The sequence below is a fragment of the Gottfriedia sp. NPDC057948 genome (assembly GCF_042887255.1).
GTDB lineage: Bacteria > Bacillota > Bacilli > Bacillales > Bacillaceae_G > Gottfriedia.
The window spans coordinates 257,185-276,450 of sequence record NZ_JBHVPN010000004.1; the positions used below are offsets into that span (position 1 = coordinate 257,185).

Consider the following 19,266-nt stretch of genomic DNA (forward strand, 5'->3'; position numbering starts at 1 on the left):
GAATACAAAAGGGGGGTCAAAGATAGTGAAGATTACTAGTGTAGACGAGTTAACGATTCTACTGCAAGATGCAGAAGAGAGTGGAGTTAGTATAAAAGCTTTAACTGAGATTTTTCCTGGATTAACTGAAAGGGAAGCCTATCAAATTCAATTAACAAATATCGAAGAAAAATTGAAAAAAGGGCAAAAAATTATCGGTAAAAAAATTGGATTAACTTCGATTGCTATGCAGGAGTTATTAGGGGTAGATGAACCAGATTACGGTCACTTACTAACAGATATGAATATTCCTAATTTCGGTGAAGTACAAGTTGCAAATATGATTTTACCAAAAGTAGAAGCTGAAATTGCATTTGTCTTAAAAAAGGATTTAATCGGTCCAAATATTACATTTGAGGATGTAGTGAATGCAACAGATTATATTGTGCCTGCAATAGAGGTAGTTGATAGTAGAATCGAAAATTGGAAAATTCGATTAGAGGATACAGTTGCCGATAACGCATCATCATGCTTATTTGTTCTTGGCAATGAGCGTTTCGATGTAAAGGAAGTTGACTTACCGAATGTTACGATGGAATTATATCGTAACGAAGAATTGATGAATTCAGGTAAGGGAGAGGCAGTGTTAGGAAACCCAATCCATTGTGTAGCATGGTTAGCCAATAAATTAAGTGAATTTGGAATCGCTCTAAATGCAGGAGAAATTATTTTATCAGGAGCTTTATCAGCTGCAATTAATGTAAATGCTGGGGACTTATTTACTGCGAAGTTTCCATTATTAGGTGACGTCTCGATTTCATTTAAATAAATGAGGTGGTAATTATGAATAAGTTAAAAGTCGGAATCATTGGTTCGGGGAATATTGGAACAGATTTAATGATGAAATTACAGAATAATCCATTTCTAGAATTAACAACGATGATCGGAATTGATCCAGAATCTGACGGGTTAAATCGTGCAAAAGAATTAGGAATTGAAGTAATCGATAATGGAATTCAAGGATTCATTGAACGAAAAGAACTGGCTGATTTATTGTTTGATGCAACTTCCGCAAAAGCTCATTTTCATCATGCAAAAGTACTTGGTGAATTAAAGAAGCGCGTGATTGATTTAACGCCAGCCGCAATTGGACCATTTGTCGTACCACCTGTAAATTTAGGTTCACATATAGTCGAAAGTAATGTCAATTTAATAACATGTGGTGGCCAAGCAACGATTCCAATCGTTCATGCGGTAGGCCAAATTGCAGAGGTTGAGTACTCAGAAATCGTTGCTACAATTAGCTCAAGAAGTGCCGGACCTGGTACACGAGCAAATATCGATGAGTTTACTGTAACAACGGCTCGAGGACTTGAAGAAATTGGTGGAGCTAAAAAAGGAAAAGCGATCATTATTTTAAATCCGGCAGAACCACCAATTATGATGAGAGATACAGTTTATTGCAAAGTTACGAATGAAGATTTTAACCATGAAAGCATGATTCATTCCGTTAAGCAAATGGTGAAAAAGGTTCAAGCTTATGTACCAGGATACCGTTTAAGAATGGATCCAATTATAGATGGTTCAACTGTAACTGTTTATTTAGAAGTTCAAGGATCAGGGGACTACTTACCTAGCTATGCAGGAAACTTAGATATTATGACTGCATCAGCAGTAAAAGTAGCAGAAGAGATTGCACAATATGAAGTGGTAAAAACGGTTTAAAAAAGTGCCTAAAGAAAGTGAGGGAGTGCAATGTTTGGAAAAGAAGTCATTATAACTGAAGTAGCACTTCGAGATGGAAGTCATGCAATTGCTCATTCGTATAAAGTAGATCAAGTCGTTCGAATTACGAAGGCTCTTGATGATGCAAAAATGCCTTTTATTGAAGTATCACATGGAGATGGTTTAGGTGGTTCTTCATTACAATATGGTTTATCAACAACGAATGAATTTGAATTGATCGAAGCAGCGGTCAATTCATGTAATCATTCAAAGATTGCTGTCTTACTATTACCTGGTATTGGAACAGTAAAAGAATTAAAAACGGCAGCAAAAATTGGAGCAAAAATGGCTCGTATAGCTACCCATGTTACTGAAGCTGATGTTTCGAAACAACATATTTCTATGTCAAAAGAGCTTGGATTAGAAACTGTTGGATTTTTAATGATGTCCCATATGGCGCCAGTTGAAAAATTAGTTGAACAAGCCAAATTGATGGAAAGTTATGGTGCGGATGTCGTCTATATGGTTGACTCTGCAGGAGCGTTTCTTCCACATGAAGTAAAAGGACGTATTGCTGCTTTACGAGGGTCTCTTGATATTGAAGTTGGATTCCATGCACATAATAATCTTTCTTTAGCGATGGCAAATACACTAGTAGCGATTGAAGAAGGAGCTACTAGAATTGATGGAAGTGTACGCTGCTTAGGTGCAGGTGCGGGAAATACACAAACTGAAGTGTTAATTGGTGTATTAGAGCGATTAGGAATCAAGACAGGAATTGATTTCTATAAGATGATGGACTTAGCAGAGGAGATTGTTGCACCAATTCTCCAAACACCACAAGAGATTACTAAAGGTAGTCTAATTTTAGGTTATGCAGGAGTGTATTCTAGTTTTCTATTACATGCCAATCGAGCAGCTAAAAAATGGAATGTTGATGCAAGAGATATCTTAATTGAATTAGGAAAACAAAAAGTAGTCGGTGGGCAAGAGGATATGATTCAAGAAGTTGCTTGTATGTTAGCAAATAAAAAATTGTCTGTTTTTTGAGAGGAGACGAAGAAAAATGATTACTGAAATCGCGAATAAAATATATATGCACCAAAAAAACGGTCTAGAAATGGATAAAATTACGATTGAACATCCAGAATTAAACGTGAATAATGCTTACGAAATTCAAAAATTAAGTATTGATCATGCGATTAAAAATGGTGATCCATTAATTGGTTGGAAAATGGGATTAACAAGTATTGCTAAACAAAAATCTGTTAATGTTGATGAGCCGATTTATGGACGCTTAACAAAATCGATGGAATTAGAAGAAAATAAATTAAAGATGGAAGGTTCAATTCATCCTAGGGTTGAACCAGAAATCGCATTTATGATTAACAAGCCATTATTTGGACAAGATGTAACAGCAAAAGATGTATGGGAAGCAACTGAGTATATTGTACCTGCATTAGAAGTAATCGACAGTCGATATAAAAATTTCTCATTTACACTGACAGATGTAGTAGCAGATAATGCATCTTCATCAAAATTTATCATCGGTAAACAACACTATTCACCTACATATACTTCTTGGGATGAAATTAATGTTGAATTATATAAAAATGGGGTTAAAGTGCAAAGTGGAGTAAGTTCTGATGTACTAGATCATCCTGTAGAATCAGTCGTAAAGTTAGTGCAGATGCTAAGTAAAAACGGCGAACAAATTGAACCAGGGATGATTATCTTAACGGGTGGTATTACAGAAGCGATCCACGTTGAAGAGGGCGATGTTGTAGAAGCGCGTTTTGATGGAATCGAGACAATGAAACTACAAGTAACGAGGTAATAAACTATGCCAATCATTCAAATTCAATTGATTGAAGGTAGAAGTACAGAATTAAAAAAACAATTAATGAGAGAAATAAATGAAGTTGTTTGTCGTACATTGGACGTTCAGCCAGCACAAGTAAGAATTTTAATAAACGAATTCGAAAAAGAAAATTGGTCCGTTGGTGGAGTTGCAAAGGATGAATAAAAAAAGTCCCTTTTTTAAGGGGCTTTTTGCTTGTTGGGAATCGTTTCCCTGGAGCGATTTTTACTAACTTCATTATATGGGGGGATATTATCATTGTTTGTAACTTAAACACATGAAATCACTAAACTAAAAAATAAATTATTTCAAATAAAAAAAAATATAAAATTAAATAAGATTCATAGAAAACAAATAGCGAGTGGGAAAAATATATATATTCTATTAAAAAAGGTGCCTAAATGGGAATGGAGGTTTACTCCATTCCCATTTTGTCTTTTTTGGCTAATTCGTCATTTTAACTTATTCTTATCACATGTAATTCAATTTAATTTATTACTTTAACCATTCTTTTAAAGTTCAAAGCCAACGCCGAAAAGAGGCATTGTTCAAGAATTTTTTGAATGCCTCTCTTATAAGTTTTATATAGATTATGCTTTGTTTTCATCGTCCCAAATGTTCCTTCACACCACACACGTCTTTGTCTTTGAATCCGTTTATATTCATCTGTCTTTGCTCTTTCTAGATTTGCTTCACTTAATTCATGTGCAATTGGACGTGAAATATTTAAATCGATAAACTCTAATTTATTTTGATTATCTTCTTTTCGACCCATCATAAGAATTCCCCCAATAAAAAAACCTGTATAGACTAATTTCTACACAGGTTTACAAATTCCTATTTAATTTGTCAACAGCCCCAAATAGACACCCTTTTTTTCAAAATCAACATTTAGATTATACAAAGCATTGATTTTTATATAATGAGAGAATAATAAACTAAATTTAAATATATGAATTACTTTGCAGAGTAGCTTTTAGGTAACTTAAAATGATACTGATTCATCACATCACGTAGTCGGTCAGGATAATCCGTTATGATTCCATCGACACCATCATCAATAAGCTTTTGCATAGTTGGCTGGTCGTCAACTGTCCATGGAATGACCTTCATACCGTACTGGTGAGCTTCTTGAACCATACTTTTAGTAATATAAGGAGTGTAGTTCGAATCAGTAATTTTGCCATCCTGTGGGAATCCATGGACTGGAGAAATTGCATCTACACCTAATGAATGAGCCGCAGCAACGAGATTTCCATCAAAATCATCTATATCGATTCCACCTAACCAAGGTGATTTACCAGGTTTGCCAGGTTGTAGAAAGTCTGGTCCGTTCGTTAGCGCAACGAGAGGCAATCGAGGTTCAACTTCTTTCATAAGCTTGAGCGAACCCCAGTCAAAGCTTTGAATTGATACTTGGTTCAACATCCCAGCTTCACGTACTTGTTTGGCAACGATTTGAACAAATTCTTCTCGAGGAGCTGTTTGTTCTGGTGCACCAGCTTCAACTTTCGTTTCGATATTCATCCACACTTTTTTAGCTTTGTATTTCTTTACAAGATCAAATACCTCGGTTAACAGTGGCATACGAGCACCAGGACTTAGTTGCTGGCCAGGGAATTGGGGTAGACCTTTTGAACCACAATCGAGCGTTCTTACTTGAGCTAGCGTTAAATCTTTTATGTATTTACCTACGTATGGGTACTCTGAATCGCCAACGAATGCTGGCTTTGTATCAGAACATTTTGTACTAGAAATCTTACGATCGTGCGTAATAACAGCTTGATGATCCTCAGTTATTTGTACGTCAAGCTCAAGGGTGCTTACGCCGAGTTCAAGTGCATGTGAGAATGAAGCTATAGTTGATTCAACTGTAAGCCCCAGTCCTCCACGGTGTGCTTGAAGGTCAAATCCTTTTGGTCCAAATGACTTAAACGCACTCTGGTTCACAGAAGTTGTTTGTGCTGAAACTTGGTTAACTCCCGAATATACCAAAATTGATGTCATTGCTGCTAAAATTAACTTTTTCCTATTCAATTTTAATCATCTCCTCATATAAATCTATTACTCTATAAGAATAGATGACGAATTTAAAGTTGAAATGATTAAAATAATAAATAAAAGTAAATAAATGTTGAAAAATGTAAAAATGATTAGTTTTTTAGAGAAAAAAATAAGCCAAATCCATCTAGGATTTGGCATTATTTTTATTGAGCTTTTTTCGCTCTATTTTCTTTTACTTCAAAAGTTAACTTTTCTTTACCCATTAAGATAATCGCGATAAAACCTAAAGTAATTGGAATAAGTGTCCATTTAAAAGTAGTCGCAACAGAATGGGCCATTGCTTCTGAGATTTTATGAAGTACTTCTGGTGGAATTTTAGCTCTTGCATCAGCAGATAATAATGCACGTGAGTCAACTTTTCCGCCAAATGCACCTAAATTACCAAGTAAATCACTTAATTTATTTTTAAATACGTGGTTTTGAATTGTTCCAAAAATAGTAACACCAATTGTCATACCTAATGTTCTAAAGAAAGTATTTGTTGATGTAGCGATGCCTCGTTTTTGAGGTTCGATTTTGTGTTGAGTTGCCATACTTAATAATGAGAATGAACAACCCATTCCAAGACCAGCGATAATCATGTAAAACGTTACTGTTGATCGAGCTGTATTAGTATCTAATGTACTTAATAAATACATTCCAATAAAGAATAAAACAACTGAAACTAACATGATGCTTCTATAACTAAATTTACGTACCGATTGTCCTGCTACCTGGCTACCTACAACTGAACCAAGCATCATTGGAATAAGAATGATACCAGAATTTGTAGCTGTACCACCATAAACTGATTGAACAAAAAGTGGAATTAATACAGTCGTAATAATAAAAGCAGAACCGTAGAAAAATGCAACACCTTGAGTTGCCGCAAATAGCTGCTTTTTAAATAAGCTAAATGAAATAATTGGCTCTTCAACTTTTCTTTCAATTAGAATAAATGCGATAAACAATACTGCAAAGATTGCAAATAAGGAAATAATTGGACCAGAATTCCAATCGTATTCATTACCACCAAGTTCAAGTGCAAACATTAAACTGACAACTGAACCAACAAGTGTAATTGCACCAAACCAGTCGATTTTAAGTTTTCTAAGGTGAAGATTTTCTTTATAAAACTGAGAGATTAAATATAAAGAAATAATACCTAAAGGTAAGTTGATATAGAAAATCCAGCGCCAATCAATTTGATCAGTAATATACGCTCCTAAAAGTGGTCCAAATACACTAGAAAGACCAAAAACTGCACCAAATAAACCAGTCATTTTTCCTCGTTTTTCAGGAGGGAAAATATCAAAAATAATTGTAAAGGCTATTGGCATTAATGAACCTCCGCCAATTCCTTGGATCGCACGATAAACACTTAATTGAACAATGCTATTTGCTGTTCCACATAATGCAGAACCAATTAAGAAAATTAAAAGTCCTAATAAATAAAATCGTTTACGTCCATACATATCCGATAACTTTCCAAAAATCGGCATACTTGCCATAGTAGCAACCAAATATGCAGAGGTTACCCAAATAAATTGGTCTAAACCACCTAGTTCTCCAACAATTGTCGGCATCGAAGCTGAAACAATTGTGTTATCCATAGCCGCCATGAGCATTCCTAATAATAGACCTGCTACGACAAAGCCAACCTTGCTGTCTTTTGAAACCATCAAGTTTCCCCCTTATTTAATTTTTGTGTCTCTTTTGGAATCAAATCATTAATATCATTCCAAAATTTAAATAATAATGTTAACTCTTTGTCATCATACTGGTTAAAAATATTAGAAAGAGAGTCAGATAATGGTTTAAAAAGCTCTGCTAATTCATCATCACGTTCATACACAGGTTGAATTATTACTCGTCTACGGTCATTCGGATCTTGAATACGTTCAACAAAGTTGACTTTTTCAAGTCGGTCAATAACTCCTGTAATAGCACCAGTAGTTAGGTGTGTTAATTGAGATAACTTTCCTGCTGAAATTGGACCAGTGTGAGAAAGTAACTCTCGACATCGTAAATCAGTCGCATTTAAATGAAGGTTCGAGGCAAGCCCTTCATTAAAAAGAACGATTGAAGTGCTAAATTTTCTAAATTCCATTATTAGAGACGGAATAAATTCACTTCGAATGATTGGGTTTTCTGACATTTCATTCTCTCCTTAAAATAGGAAGTACTATAAAAAGTTAACGTAACTAAATATCTTAGTAACTAAAATAATTATAATTCAAAGAAACCAATAAAAGTAGAAATTGTGAGTATTTTAACCAAAATTTAATTTAGTATTAAATGATGATTTTTAAGCATTTATTAAATAATTTTTAGGTTAAAGGGATTAGTTTGAATAAATAGAAATAGTTTCATTCTAGGGATTGGGAGGTAGGTAAAAAGTCATGATGGTAGAATCTGTTTTTATACACTTATTTCACTTAATTAATTTTTTCAATAATTAAGTGACTTTTAACGAATGATATAAAAGGAAGGTTAATGAAAAAAATGTAGGTGTTCATTATGAAAAAGAATATTGAAATTGTACCTTATCGTACTTCCTGGGAAGAAGATTTTCAGTCAGAAAAAATGGCAATTGATCTATTATTACCGGAGAAAGCAGCAATTTATCATATAGGGAGTACTTCAATTCCGAATATGTTTGCGATGCCAATCATTGACTTAATGATCGTAGTTAAATGCTTAAAAAAGTTTGATGAGTATAGTGATGTTCTAAAAACATTAGGTTACGAACAATTGGGGGATCAATCTAATCAAGACAGAAGATTTTTTATCAAATGTGATGATATTTGTAGCTTCCATATTCAAGTATACGAAAAAGGAAATGCTGCGGTTGAACGAAATATTGCATTTAGGGAATATATGATCGCGCATACGGATCAAGCAATGGAATATATAAAATTAAAAAAGGGACTTGCTAAAAACAAAACAGAATATAAAAGGGGACGAAAAGAATTTTTAGATGAAATCGATCGAAAAGCAAGTAAATGGAAGAAATAACACTCCTTCCTTGGAAGGAAGGAGTGGCTTAACGATGTTCCTCGTATTTCGTAAGAAGTGAAATTTCTTTTATTTTGGCGATTTGTTGTGAATTTAATGGTTTTGCTATGTATGCGTTAAGATTATCTAGTAATTGTTCTTTATTTCGAGCTCCAACAGCTAACGATGAAACTGCTTTATGAGAAAGAACATATTGTAAAGCTAAGCTATGTAAGGATTGTTCCTCATCTAGAAGTTGGAGAAGCCTTTGGATTGTTTCATTACATTCTTGTTCTGTATAGGACATATAGCCCTTGTTAGATAGTTTCTTTTCCCATTTACTTGTTAATAGACCTTTTGCTACGGAACCGCGTGCAATGACAGAAATATGATGTTTTTCGAAAAGCGGAAAAAATTCTTCAGGTCTACGCTCTAGTACATTATATTGCATCATAACACCTTGTATAGATGAATGATTTACAAATCGATTAATAACATTTGGACGAATTGAAGAGATTCCATAATGGCGTATTAAGCCTTCTTTTACTAGTTCATCAAAAGTAAAAATAGTTTCTTCATATTGATCTTCAATTGTTCCACCGTGAAGCTGATAATAATCGATATAATCTGTATTTAATCTACGTAAACTGTCCTTAACAGCATCTTTAATATATGCTCTAGATGGATCCCAATACCATTTATTATCATTTGAATTATTCCAACGGTTTCCGACTTTCGTTGCAATAACCACTTGATCTCTACGACCTTTTAAAGCTTTTCCAACGATTTCTTCATTTTTACCAAAATCATATAAATCAGCAGTATCGAAGTAATTGATTCCAGCATCGATTGCGGCATGAATTGTTGAAATCGCTTCATTTTCTTCTGTCCCAAGAGACATACAACCTAAACCAATTTCGGATATTTCTAATAAAGTAGAACCAAGCTTACGTTTTTTCATATAAATCCCTCCAAATATAATTGTAGGGAAAAGAGCATTATTTTACAACATATAGAAGCTTGCCATTGGAGTTTTGAATCCATTCTTGAACGGTTTTATATTGCATACTAATAACTTCGAGGGTTTTTAAAATTTCTGTTTTGGAGCCCACAAGGACAACAGAATTTTCCGTCATACACATTTTCATCAGACTACCTCATTTCAGAAAGTATTTTAATGAAATAAATGATAAAATGTATGTGACAACCATATAAATTAGAACAAGGTGATGAAAAAAATGAAAAAATTTGAAGAAAAAACACTAGCGGAAGAAAAAGTATTCACAGGAAGAGTTATCTCTCTTTATTATCAAAAGGTAGAATTACCGAATGGAAATACAAGTACGCGTGAAATCGTAAAGCATCCCGGCGCAGTGGCTGTTATTCCAATTACAAATGAAGGAAAAATTATTTTTGTTGAGCAGTACAGAAAAGCGCTAGAAAGAAGTCTTCTAGAAATTCCAGCAGGAAAACTAGAAAAAGGCGAAGAGCCACTTGTAACGGCTAAACGAGAGCTAGAAGAAGAGACTGGATATGAAGCAGCAAATTGGGAGCATATACAATCTTTTTATACTTCACCGGGGTTTGCAGACGAGTACATACATATATATGTAGCAAAAGGTTTAAAGAAACTAGAAAATAGTGCTGCTTTAGACGAAGATGAATTTGTTGAAATTTTTGAGCTAACATTAGACGAGTGTCTAGAGGAACTAAAAAAAGGTTCAATCCATGATGCAAAAACATGTTTTGCAGTCCAATATTTACAATTATTACAAAAAAATTAAAATAAAATTAAAAATAATTCTCAAAATATGGAAATAAACATGGTAAAATAAAGTGACATTTTTTGAGAGGATGAGTAGATGAGAATTTCATCAATTAAAAAAACAGCTAAAAGTCGTCTATCTGGTAATTGGGGTAAAGCGATTTTAACACTTGTGGTTTTTTGGGTAGTACAAGGACTTATTCATATGCTACTTAATGGACCAGTCAATTACCATTACAGTGGGAATTTATTTTTGGATCCAATGGATGATAAAGTGATAATTCCCGCAGGATTGCAAACAGTCATTGATATTATCACTTGGGTCGTAAATACATTACTAGGTTATGGATTAATTGTTTACTTTTTAAACCTTATTCGTGATGAGGAAAAAAATTTATCGGACTTATTTTTCTATTTTAAAAGTGGACATCAATTTATAAGAGGAATAATCGTTGGATTTTTAGTAGCTTTATTTACAATCCTATGGCTTATTTTACTAATAGTACCTGGTATAATTAAATCAATCGCTTATTCACAAGTTGGATATATTTTAAAAGATCATCCAGATATGGGTGCATTGGATGCAATTACATTAAGTAGAAGAATGATGGATGGATATAAATGGAAATTATTTTTATTATGGCTTTCATTCATCGGTTGGCTTCTATTAATCATCATTACTTTTGGGCTAGCTTTATTTTATGTAGCACCATATTTTTCTGCAACTCAAGCTCAATTTTACGAAGAAGTAAAAGAAGCTTACGAAGGAAAAAAAGAAACAATTTAAAAACCTTAAGACTAAAGACGTTAATTTTTTTAACGTCTTTTTTTAACGTTTTTAATGCTTATCTCAAAAAAAAAGCATTTTTATTAAGTAAAAATTTAAGAATTAAGGATAAAATAGAAAACAGGAAAAAAGAATACAATAAGACAACTAATCAAATACGATGAAGGTGAGAATATTGTTTGTTAATGGTGAGCTTGGCACATATCACGTTCGAGTAAAAGGGGATGGCAAAGTCACAGTTCTTTTAGAATGTGGAATGATGCATACTCTTCATCAATGGAAGTATTTACAAGAAGAGTTGAGTAAATATGCCAGAGTTATAACATACGATCGCTTAGGTTATGGAAAAAGTGGAATATGGACAACAGAACGATCAACAGAACAACAAGCTTTTGAATGCTATGATATTTTATTAGCATTAAATATTAAAAGTCCATTAATTGCTGTAGGACATTCTCTAGGAGCATATATTGTATTCCAATTGTCTCGCCTTTTTCCAAATGCTATCCAATCTATGATTTTACTCGATCCAACACATCCGACTCTAGAGGAAAATGAACAGAAAGTATATGATAAGTTACTATATCAATTTGCGTTAATGATGAAAAATGCAAACCAATTTAATCTTACTAAGGCAATACCAAATAAGCTAATTAATAAAATAATGAAAACTACCCCAGATAATCAGTTCGAAATGATTAGGGCAATTAAGAGCTATAAGCATTGGAAGACTGTTGTTAGTGAGTGGAAAAACCTACATTATAGTAACTTACGTATAAAGGACGCATTGAAAATTAAAATGAATATTCCTTTAATAGTATTAACAGCTTCCAATCAAAGTGGTTTACAGCTTAATCTGAAGAAAAAAAAGGAATTACTACATAAAGTTGAAAAATATCATAATGAATATTGTGAAACAACGAATCAAGGTAGCCGTCAAACATTAGAAGGCCATACACATTCAACTATTTATGGAAATAATGAAGAAAATGCAAAATCGATCGGTCATATCATAAAAAAACAAATTGAATTATTAAATTAAAACAAAGCTGTTTTAGTCGTTGCCTGACTTTAACAGCTTTTTTCTATTTGTTGAAATAATTCGAACTAAAATGATCATTCCTTTCCATAATATAGGAACAAGAACCACTTTTTCTTTATTATTAATTTTTCAACTTTTATAAATTAATAGAATAAATTACTTGTCCATTCATAAAATGAAGAGAGAATATAGTCCAGGAGATGATATCATGACAAGAAGCTCAGTCAAATCAACGATGAAAAAACATGTTAAAGATTATTTGTCACTCTATATTTTTGTTAGTGTGATCTTACTTTTTGGTGTAGTATTTGGAGCAGTCATCGTAAATAGTATGAATGTGAGTCAAAAGCAGGATATTCTATCCTTTATTACACATTTTTTTGGACAAGTTAATAATGGTGATTATATTAGCGGAAATGAAGTGTTCCTTTCTAGCTATTCTTCTCATTTGAAGTTTTTAGCATTGATTTGGGTTTTAGGGATCTCAATCATCGGATTACCAATCATTCTTATTCTATTATTTATGAAAGGATTGGTAGTTGGATTTACAGTTGGATTTTTAGTCAATCAATTAGGTTGGCATGGTATTTTATTAGCATTTTCTTCTGTTTTTCCACAAAATGTTATCGTTTTACCATTATATATACTATTAACAGTTTTAGCAGTTCAACTATCCATTCGAATGATTAGAAAACAATTTATTAAAAATGATAATGAACCAATTATGAAACAGTTAGTCTCGTATTCTATTGTCTTTGGAGTTGTTGCTGTTTGCTTAAGTATTGCAAGTATTATTGAGGCATATGGTTCAACTTATTTTTTAAAAGCCATTTCAGAAATAATTGTTTCAAAAAATTAACAAATAATTTTTGACACTTTCTCTTTCTTTGTTATAATTATTATCAAGTGGCGAGGGAGTGAAAAGAATGGAAGAACGAGTTGAACGAATAAAGAAACAACTACATTTAGCAGGATACAAATTAACACCACAACGGGAATCCACTGTTCGTGTTTTATTAGAAAACGAAGAAGATCACCTAAGTGCAGAAGATGTTTACCTCCTAGTGAAAGAAAAATCGCCAGAAATTGGACTTGCTACTGTTTATCGTACGTTAGAATTACTAACTGAGTTAACAATTGTTGATAAAATAAATTTTGGTGATGGCGTTTCAAGATACGACTTAAGACATGAAGGTGCACAACATTTTCACCATCATTTAATTTGCACGGTTTGTGGAGCAGTAGATGAAATTCATGAAAATCTATTAAGTGAAGTTGAAAAGACAGTTGAAGAACGTTGGAAATTTAAAATTAAAGATCATCGATTATCATTTCATGGTGTATGTCATCGCCATGATCAAAACGAAGAGTAATAAAATGATTTTAATTTAATTAAAATCATTTTATTTTTGATTCTTAAAAGATGGAGCAGTTCAATAAAAAGAGTCTGCTCTTTTTCATGTTCTAAATAATACACTGAATGATTAATGTTGATTTTTAGAAGTATGATTTGTCCTATTTTTGCATAGTATGTAGTAATGATGTCTTTACTTCTAGCAAAAGGTGGTGGTCATATGAAAAAAAGAGCAGGTATTGTTTTTAATGTAATAAAAGTTACTATTTTATTTATTACATGTACAATTTTATTTTATTTTGCTATTCAATGGATTCATTCTGAATATGAAAATATGCATCGATATGACCGACCAGAAGGCTCTATGTTAAAGGTGGACATTCATAAAAAGGATGGTGCTTTTAACCAATTGGTACGGTTTTATCAAAACGGGGAGTAATGAAATGTGACAACGACTGATAAAACACCTTTTAAAAAAGAATTTGATTTTGCAACGGAGGATTTTATCCATTTTATCCAAGTTGAAAAAGGTTTATCTAAAAATACAATTCTATCATATAGTAAGGATTTAGAAAGCTACGGAAAATATTTAGACGTTGTTGAAAATATAAATGGTCTCACAAATATAACTAGGTTACATATTATTAGTTATTTAAAATATTTAAAAGAAAGAAATTTAACAGCTCGAACAATGGCTCGTCAATTAGCAACAATTCGCTCATTTCATCAATTTTTAATTCGTGAGGTTGATGGTATGAAAGACGATCCTTCACTTTTAATAGAAATTCCAAAAGCGCCAAAAGTACTTCCAAAGGTTTTATCACTTCAGGAAGTAGAGGCTTTGTTAGAAGTTCCTGACCACTCTACATTTGGTTTAAGAGATAAGGCAATGTTAGAATTGTTATATGCTACTGGCATGCGAGTGTCAGAGTTATTATCATTAAATCTATCTGACATTAATTTAACTATGGGATTTGTGCGATGCTTAGGTAAAGGAAGTAAAGAACGAATTATTCCTTTAGGTAAGCTTGCGATTGAATCAATTGAAAATTATTTAAAATTGTCAAGAAATGAATTAAAGGGTAAAAAAAATAATGATGCATTTTTCTTAAATCATCATGGAAATAGAATGTCTAGACAAGGATTTTGGAAAAACTTAAAAAAACAAGCTGAAAAAGCAAATATTCAACATGAATTAACACCGCATACTTTACGTCATTCATTTGCAACACATTTATTAGAAAATGGCGCTGATTTAAGATCAGTTCAAGAAATGCTAGGACATGCAGATATATCGACAACACAAATTTATACACATGTAACGAAAAATAGGCTTAAGGATGTTTATAAAGAGTTTCATCCAAGAGCTTGATGGTTCAGTCTGAAACTCAAATTTTAAAAATTTTGTTTACACATTAAGAGCTTAAATTAAGCTCTTTTTTCTTGTAAAATGATTGTTATAATGTGAAAAGCATAATATATTAAATTAATCATGTATGAACTGAAACTTAGGTGACTTGAAAGGATGAAATAAATGATTACGATTAAGACTGAACGTGAAATTAACTTAATGGATGAAGCAGGTTCTTTATTAGCTGCTACGCATAAGGAAATTGCAAAAATGATTAAACCTGGGATTACGACTTGGGAAATCGATCATTTTGTAGAAAAGTTTTTAGCTGAAAATGGTGCGAAACCTGAGCAAAAAGGTTACCGAGGATATAAATATGCAACTTGTGCTTCAATTAATGATGAGATTTGCCACGGATTCCCTCGTAAAAAACCATTAAAAGATGGAGATATTGTAACGATTGATATGGTTGTAAATTTAAATGGTGCGCTTGCTGATTCGGCTTGGACATACGGTGTAGGAAATATAGCTAAAGAAAACAAAGACTTATTAAAAGTTACTCAAGAATGCCTATATAAAGGTATAGAGCAAGCTGTAGTAGGAAACCGTATTGGTGATATTGGTTTTGCGATTCAATCTTATGCTGAGTCATTAGGTTATTCTGTTGTACGTGATTTTACTGGACATGGCATAGGACCAACTCTTCATGAAGAGCCATATGTTCCTCATTTTGGTATGGCTGGTAAAGGTTTAAGACTGCGTGAGGGGATGGTCATTACGATTGAACCGATGATTAATTTAGGATCATGGCAATCAACAATGGATTCAAATGGCTGGACAGCTAGAACAAGAGATGGAAAAAATTCAGCACAATATGAACATACTTTAGCGATTACAAGTAATGGACCAAAAATTTTGACAAAGCAATCAATGTAAAGGTAATTATTTACATTGAAAATGAAAGTATAAAAAATTATAATTGAGCTATTAAAAGATAAACTTATTAATTAAAAATGAATTAAAATCTATTGACATAATGGACTAGCTAGAATACTATTATAGTATTAATAAACAATCGAATACTCCAAAGGGGAGTAGCGTCAGGAGAGATCCTGAAACAAAGTCGTCATTACATGAGAAGAAATTCTCATCGGCTTTGTTGGCATACTTTTGTATGCTCAGCAAGACCTTTGCCGTAGTACTACAACTATAGGCAAAGGTCTTTTTATTTTGTAGTCACGGGTACAGGTTGTTTAATTAATCTTAGATCTAAAAGGGGGAAGAGTCATGGATTTATTAGGTGGATTAAGTATTGGAGTACTATTGAATGTAATTTTTATCGACCTGTTATTAAGTGGTGACAATGCTATTTTAATCGCATTAGCAGCTAAAAACTTACCAGCAGAACAAAAGAAAAAAGCCGTATTATTTGGTACATTAGGTGCAATTGGACTACGTATAGTATTTGCAGCAGTAATCGTGTATTTATTAAAAATTCCGTTTATTTATGCGATCGGTGGTTTAATGTTATTATGGATTGCTTTTAAATTATTAGTCGATGACTCTGGACACGGCGAAGTTAAAAGTGGTGCAACATTATGGGGAGCAGTTCGAACGATCATCATTGCTGATGCGTTAATGAGTCTTGATAATGTTTTAGCTTTAGCTGGTGTATCTCACGGTAGCTTAGTTGCAATCGTAATTGGTATTTTAATTTCAATTCCAATTATTGTTGGTGGAAGCTCATTATTAATGAAAATTATGAACAAATACCCAATTATTACAACGATTGGTTCAGGTATCTTAGCTTGGACTGCAGCCGGTATGATTACTCATGAAAAAATGATTAACAATGCTTTTGAAAATCATACAATTGCTTTAGCGTTCAAAATTGTCATGACTGCAATCGTAATTGCAGCTGGTACAATAGTTGCTAAAAGAAAAGCACAAAAACATCAAGTTGCAAGTTCAGAAAATCAAACAGCATAATATGCTAAAAGGCCCAGCTTATAAAGCTTGGGCTTTTTATTTTTTCAATACAGTATGTAAGAGGGAGTTTTAGCATATCATTTTTATTAGCGGCTAAAAAAAGAAAATAATTATGAAATATTTATGTCAAAATAACAGTATTCTGGGGAAATATAGTATCAATAGACACAAATTGGAAAATATAATTCTTGAAAAGAATTAGGACAATAAGTATACTTTAGTTGTCAGACATCTGACGCTATCATTTATGTTTCAGTTTGTTTCGATGAGTTAGGAGGAAAACAAATGAATAGAAAATTTAATAGAGTGTTCCTCGTTGTTATGGATTCTGTAGGGATCGGAGAAGCTCCTGATGCAGAAAAATTTAATGATGTTGGTTCAGATACACTAGGCCATATTGCTGAAGAAATGAATGGTTTACATATGCCGAACATGGCAAAACTAGGTTTAAGTAATATTAGAGAATTGAAAGGGGTTCCAAAGGCCGATAAGCCACTTGCTTATTACACAAAAATGGAAGAGTCATCAGTTGGAAAAGATACAATGACTGGACATTGGGAAATCATGGGTCTTCATATTGATAAGCCATTTAAAGTTTTTGCTGATGGATTCCCTAAAGAATTAATAAGCGAATTGGAAACTCATTTTGATCGTAAAATAATCGGAAATAAACCTGCTTCTGGAACTGAGATATTAGTTGAACTTGGTGAAGAGCATATGAAAACAGGCGATTTAATCGTTTATACGTCTGCTGATTCTGTTTTACAAATTGCAGCTCATGAAGAAGTTGTTCCTTTAGAAGATTTATATCGTTATTGCGAAATTGCACGTAAATTAACATTAGATGATCCATACATGATTGGCCGTGTAATCGCGAGACCATTTGTAGGTGAGCCTGGAAACTTCAAACGTACACCAAATCGCCATGATTATGCATTAAAACCATTTGGACGTACTGTTATGAATGAATTAAAAGATGCGAATTTTGATGTAATTTCAATCGGTAAAATTGCTGATATCTTCGATGGTGAAGGAATTACGAAAGCATTACGTACTGTTTCAAATATGGACGGTATGGATAAATTAGTTGATACATTAAAAATGGATTTCACTGGTTTAAGCTTCCTAAATTTAGTTGATTTTGATGCAGTATACGGTCATAGAAGAGATCCACTAGGTTACGGTAAAGCATTAGAAGAATACGATGCAAGATTACCTGAAGTATTTGATTTATTAAAAGAAGATGATTTATTAATGATTACTGCCGATCATGGAAATGATCCGACATATACTGGTACAGACCATACAAGAGAATATGTTCCATTACTAGTTTATAGTAAACAGTTTTCAGAAGGTAAAGAATTAGAAATACCAAAAACGTTTGCAGATATTGGGGCAACCATTGCAGAAAACTTTAAAGTTACAATGCCATCACATGGATCAAGTTTTTTTGAAAAATTGAGATAAGGTGGAGTTACATATGAATAAAGAAAATATCGATAAAGCCGCTGATTTTATTAAAAGTAAAGTTGACAGACAGCCTAAAATTGGATTGATTTTAGGATCAGGTTTAGGAGTTCTTGTTGATGAAATTGAAAATCAAGAAAAAATTCCGTATCATACAATTCCTGAATATCCAACATCAACAGTTGAAGGACATGAAGGACAACTAGTTTTTGGAACGATACACGGTATTGAAGTAGTAGCAATGCAAGGACGAGTTCATTACTACGAAGGATATAGCATGGAAAAAGTTACATTCCCTGTACGTATCATGAAAGAATTAGGTGTAGAAAAATTAATCGTAACGAATGCTGCAGGTGGAGTTAATACTTCATACGAACCTGGTGATTTAATGTTAATTACAGACCATATTAATTTTACTGGTACTAGTCCACTAATTGGACCAAATAACCCAGAGCTAGGCGTTCGTTTTGTAGATATGTCTTATCCATATGACCGTGAATTAAGAGAGCTTGCAAAAAATGCTGCTAGTGAAGTAGATGTAAAACTTCAAGAAGGAGTTTACGCTGCACTGACAGGACCATCTTATGAAACTCCAGCTGAAATTCGCATGTTTAGAACATTAGGTGCTGATGCTGTTGGGATGTCAACTGTATCTGAAGTAATTGTGGCACGTCATGCTGAATTAAGAGTACTTGGTATTTCATGTATTTCAAACATGGCAGCGGGCATTTTAGATCAACCGCTAAACCATGAAGAAGTTATTGAAACAACACAAAGAGTAAGAGCTTCATTTTTATCATTAGTAAAAGAGATTGTTCGTAAAATCGGGTAATTCAAAAGTAAACGAATAGAAAAGGACTTCTACATTATGTGGAAGTCACTTTTCATTAGAGGTAATATATACAA

23 protein-coding genes are annotated in these 19,266 nt (G+C 33.0%); 17 read left to right on the forward strand and 6 right to left on the reverse strand.

What is annotated here, in order from left to right; all coding sequences use genetic code 11:
* Nucleotides 1-31 precede the first annotated feature (31 nt).
* The 5 genes from ACFVRR_RS09810 to ACFVRR_RS09830 are packed head-to-tail and all read left to right on the forward strand — an operon-like array spanning nucleotide 32 to nucleotide 3,730.
* Complete coding sequence (locus tag ACFVRR_RS09810) at nucleotides 32-808, forward strand: 2-keto-4-pentenoate hydratase (RefSeq protein WP_387327835.1); 777 nt, start codon at nucleotides 32-34, stop codon at nucleotides 806-808.
* 14 nt (nucleotides 809-822) lie between these two features.
* Nucleotides 823-1,704, forward strand: coding sequence for an acetaldehyde dehydrogenase (acetylating) (locus ACFVRR_RS09815; RefSeq protein WP_387327634.1), 882 nt, complete (start codon nucleotides 823-825; stop codon nucleotides 1,702-1,704).
* A gap of 30 nt (nucleotides 1,705-1,734) precedes the next feature.
* The gene (dmpG, locus tag ACFVRR_RS09820) at nucleotides 1,735-2,754 is read left to right on the forward strand and encodes a 4-hydroxy-2-oxovalerate aldolase (protein ID WP_387327637.1); all 1,020 of its coding nucleotides are present in this window, start codon (nucleotides 1,735-1,737) and stop codon (nucleotides 2,752-2,754) included.
* 16 nt (nucleotides 2,755-2,770) lie between these two features.
* Complete coding sequence (locus tag ACFVRR_RS09825; RefSeq protein ID WP_387327640.1) at nucleotides 2,771-3,541, forward strand: 2-keto-4-pentenoate hydratase; 771 nt, start codon at nucleotides 2,771-2,773, stop codon at nucleotides 3,539-3,541.
* A gap of 6 nt (nucleotides 3,542-3,547) precedes the next feature.
* Nucleotides 3,548-3,730 carry a tautomerase family protein gene (locus ACFVRR_RS09830; protein ID WP_097974712.1) on the forward strand — a complete coding sequence of 61 codons (183 nt, stop codon included), beginning with the start codon at nucleotides 3,548-3,550 and terminating at the stop codon, nucleotides 3,728-3,730.
* A gap of 322 nt (nucleotides 3,731-4,052) precedes the next feature.
* Here the strand turns inward: ACFVRR_RS09830 and ACFVRR_RS09835 are convergent, their stop codons facing one another.
* From ACFVRR_RS09835 to ACFVRR_RS09850, 4 genes are all read right to left on the reverse strand, one after another.
* Nucleotides 4,053-4,343 (reverse strand): transposase, encoded by a 291-nt coding sequence (locus tag ACFVRR_RS09835; protein WP_387327643.1) that lies wholly within the window; start codon nucleotides 4,341-4,343, stop codon nucleotides 4,053-4,055.
* Nucleotides 4,344-4,522: 179 nt separating this feature from the next.
* Entirely contained in the window at nucleotides 4,523-5,602 is a 1,080-nt protein-coding gene (locus ACFVRR_RS09840; protein WP_387327646.1) for a glycerophosphodiester phosphodiesterase, read from the reverse strand.
* 170 nt (nucleotides 5,603-5,772) lie between these two features.
* Nucleotides 5,773-7,290, reverse strand: coding sequence for an MDR family MFS transporter (locus ACFVRR_RS09845; protein WP_097974719.1), 1,518 nt, complete (start codon nucleotides 7,288-7,290; stop codon nucleotides 5,773-5,775).
* Nucleotides 7,290-7,766: a MarR family winged helix-turn-helix transcriptional regulator gene (locus ACFVRR_RS09850; RefSeq protein WP_387327649.1), complete on the reverse strand. Its 477-nt coding sequence runs from the start codon at nucleotides 7,764-7,766 to the stop codon at nucleotides 7,290-7,292. The genes ACFVRR_RS09845 and ACFVRR_RS09850 overlap by 1 nt, the downstream gene beginning before the upstream one ends.
* A 362-nt stretch (nucleotides 7,767-8,128) precedes the next feature.
* Here ACFVRR_RS09850 and ACFVRR_RS09855 point away from each other — a divergent pair, with 362 nt between their 5' ends.
* Nucleotides 8,129-8,626 (forward strand): GrpB family protein, encoded by a 498-nt coding sequence (locus tag ACFVRR_RS09855; protein ID WP_387327652.1) that lies wholly within the window; start codon nucleotides 8,129-8,131, stop codon nucleotides 8,624-8,626.
* 28 nt (nucleotides 8,627-8,654) lie between these two features.
* Here ACFVRR_RS09855 and ACFVRR_RS09860 read toward each other — a convergent pair whose 3' ends face one another.
* Both ACFVRR_RS09860 and mciZ read right to left on the reverse strand, forming a co-directional pair.
* Nucleotides 8,655-9,566, reverse strand: coding sequence for an aldo/keto reductase (locus ACFVRR_RS09860; RefSeq protein ID WP_387327655.1), 912 nt, complete (start codon nucleotides 9,564-9,566; stop codon nucleotides 8,655-8,657).
* A 37-nt stretch (nucleotides 9,567-9,603) separates the two neighbouring features.
* Nucleotides 9,604-9,753: a Z-ring formation inhibitor MciZ gene (mciZ, locus tag ACFVRR_RS09865; protein ID WP_139116353.1), complete on the reverse strand. Its 150-nt coding sequence runs from the start codon at nucleotides 9,751-9,753 to the stop codon at nucleotides 9,604-9,606.
* A gap of 90 nt (nucleotides 9,754-9,843) precedes the next feature.
* Between mciZ and ACFVRR_RS09870 the strand changes: the two genes are divergently transcribed.
* From ACFVRR_RS09870 to ACFVRR_RS09920, 11 genes are all read left to right on the forward strand, one after another.
* On the forward strand, nucleotides 9,844-10,389 hold the full coding sequence (locus ACFVRR_RS09870; RefSeq protein ID WP_387327658.1) for an NUDIX domain-containing protein: 546 nt from the start codon (nucleotides 9,844-9,846) through the stop codon (nucleotides 10,387-10,389).
* Nucleotides 10,390-10,467: 78 nt separating this feature from the next.
* The gene (locus tag ACFVRR_RS09875) at nucleotides 10,468-11,157 is read left to right on the forward strand and encodes a DUF975 family protein (RefSeq protein ID WP_387327661.1); all 690 of its coding nucleotides are present in this window, start codon (nucleotides 10,468-10,470) and stop codon (nucleotides 11,155-11,157) included.
* A 175-nt stretch (nucleotides 11,158-11,332) separates the two neighbouring features.
* The gene (locus tag ACFVRR_RS09880) at nucleotides 11,333-12,199 is read left to right on the forward strand and encodes an alpha/beta fold hydrolase (RefSeq protein WP_387327664.1); all 867 of its coding nucleotides are present in this window, start codon (nucleotides 11,333-11,335) and stop codon (nucleotides 12,197-12,199) included.
* A gap of 208 nt (nucleotides 12,200-12,407) precedes the next feature.
* Nucleotides 12,408-13,058 (forward strand): stage II sporulation protein M, encoded by a 651-nt coding sequence (gene spoIIM, locus ACFVRR_RS09885; protein ID WP_069031790.1) that lies wholly within the window; start codon nucleotides 12,408-12,410, stop codon nucleotides 13,056-13,058.
* 67 nt (nucleotides 13,059-13,125) lie between these two features.
* Nucleotides 13,126-13,572, forward strand: a complete 447-nt coding sequence (fur, locus tag ACFVRR_RS09890; protein ID WP_387327668.1) for a ferric iron uptake transcriptional regulator — start codon at nucleotides 13,126-13,128, stop codon at nucleotides 13,570-13,572.
* Between the two features lie 201 nt (nucleotides 13,573-13,773).
* Nucleotides 13,774-13,992 carry a YqzK family protein gene (locus ACFVRR_RS09895; RefSeq protein ID WP_097974731.1) on the forward strand — a complete coding sequence of 73 codons (219 nt, stop codon included), beginning with the start codon at nucleotides 13,774-13,776 and terminating at the stop codon, nucleotides 13,990-13,992.
* Between the two features lie 6 nt (nucleotides 13,993-13,998).
* The gene (gene xerD / locus ACFVRR_RS09900) at nucleotides 13,999-14,925 is read left to right on the forward strand and encodes a site-specific tyrosine recombinase XerD (protein ID WP_387327672.1); all 927 of its coding nucleotides are present in this window, start codon (nucleotides 13,999-14,001) and stop codon (nucleotides 14,923-14,925) included.
* Between the two features lie 162 nt (nucleotides 14,926-15,087).
* A complete protein-coding gene (map, locus tag ACFVRR_RS09905; protein ID WP_387327675.1) occupies nucleotides 15,088-15,840 on the forward strand; it encodes a type I methionyl aminopeptidase in 753 nt (250 codons plus the stop codon).
* 351 nt (nucleotides 15,841-16,191) lie between these two features.
* Nucleotides 16,192-16,893, forward strand: coding sequence for a TerC family protein (locus ACFVRR_RS09910; protein ID WP_387327677.1), 702 nt, complete (start codon nucleotides 16,192-16,194; stop codon nucleotides 16,891-16,893).
* Nucleotides 16,894-17,178: 285 nt separating this feature from the next.
* Nucleotides 17,179-18,360 carry a phosphopentomutase gene (gene deoB, locus ACFVRR_RS09915; protein ID WP_387327679.1) on the forward strand — a complete coding sequence of 394 codons (1,182 nt, stop codon included), beginning with the start codon at nucleotides 17,179-17,181 and terminating at the stop codon, nucleotides 18,358-18,360.
* A gap of 13 nt (nucleotides 18,361-18,373) precedes the next feature.
* Entirely contained in the window at nucleotides 18,374-19,192 is an 819-nt protein-coding gene (locus ACFVRR_RS09920; RefSeq protein WP_387327682.1) for a purine-nucleoside phosphorylase, read from the forward strand.
* Nucleotides 19,193-19,266: the final 74 nt, after the last annotated feature.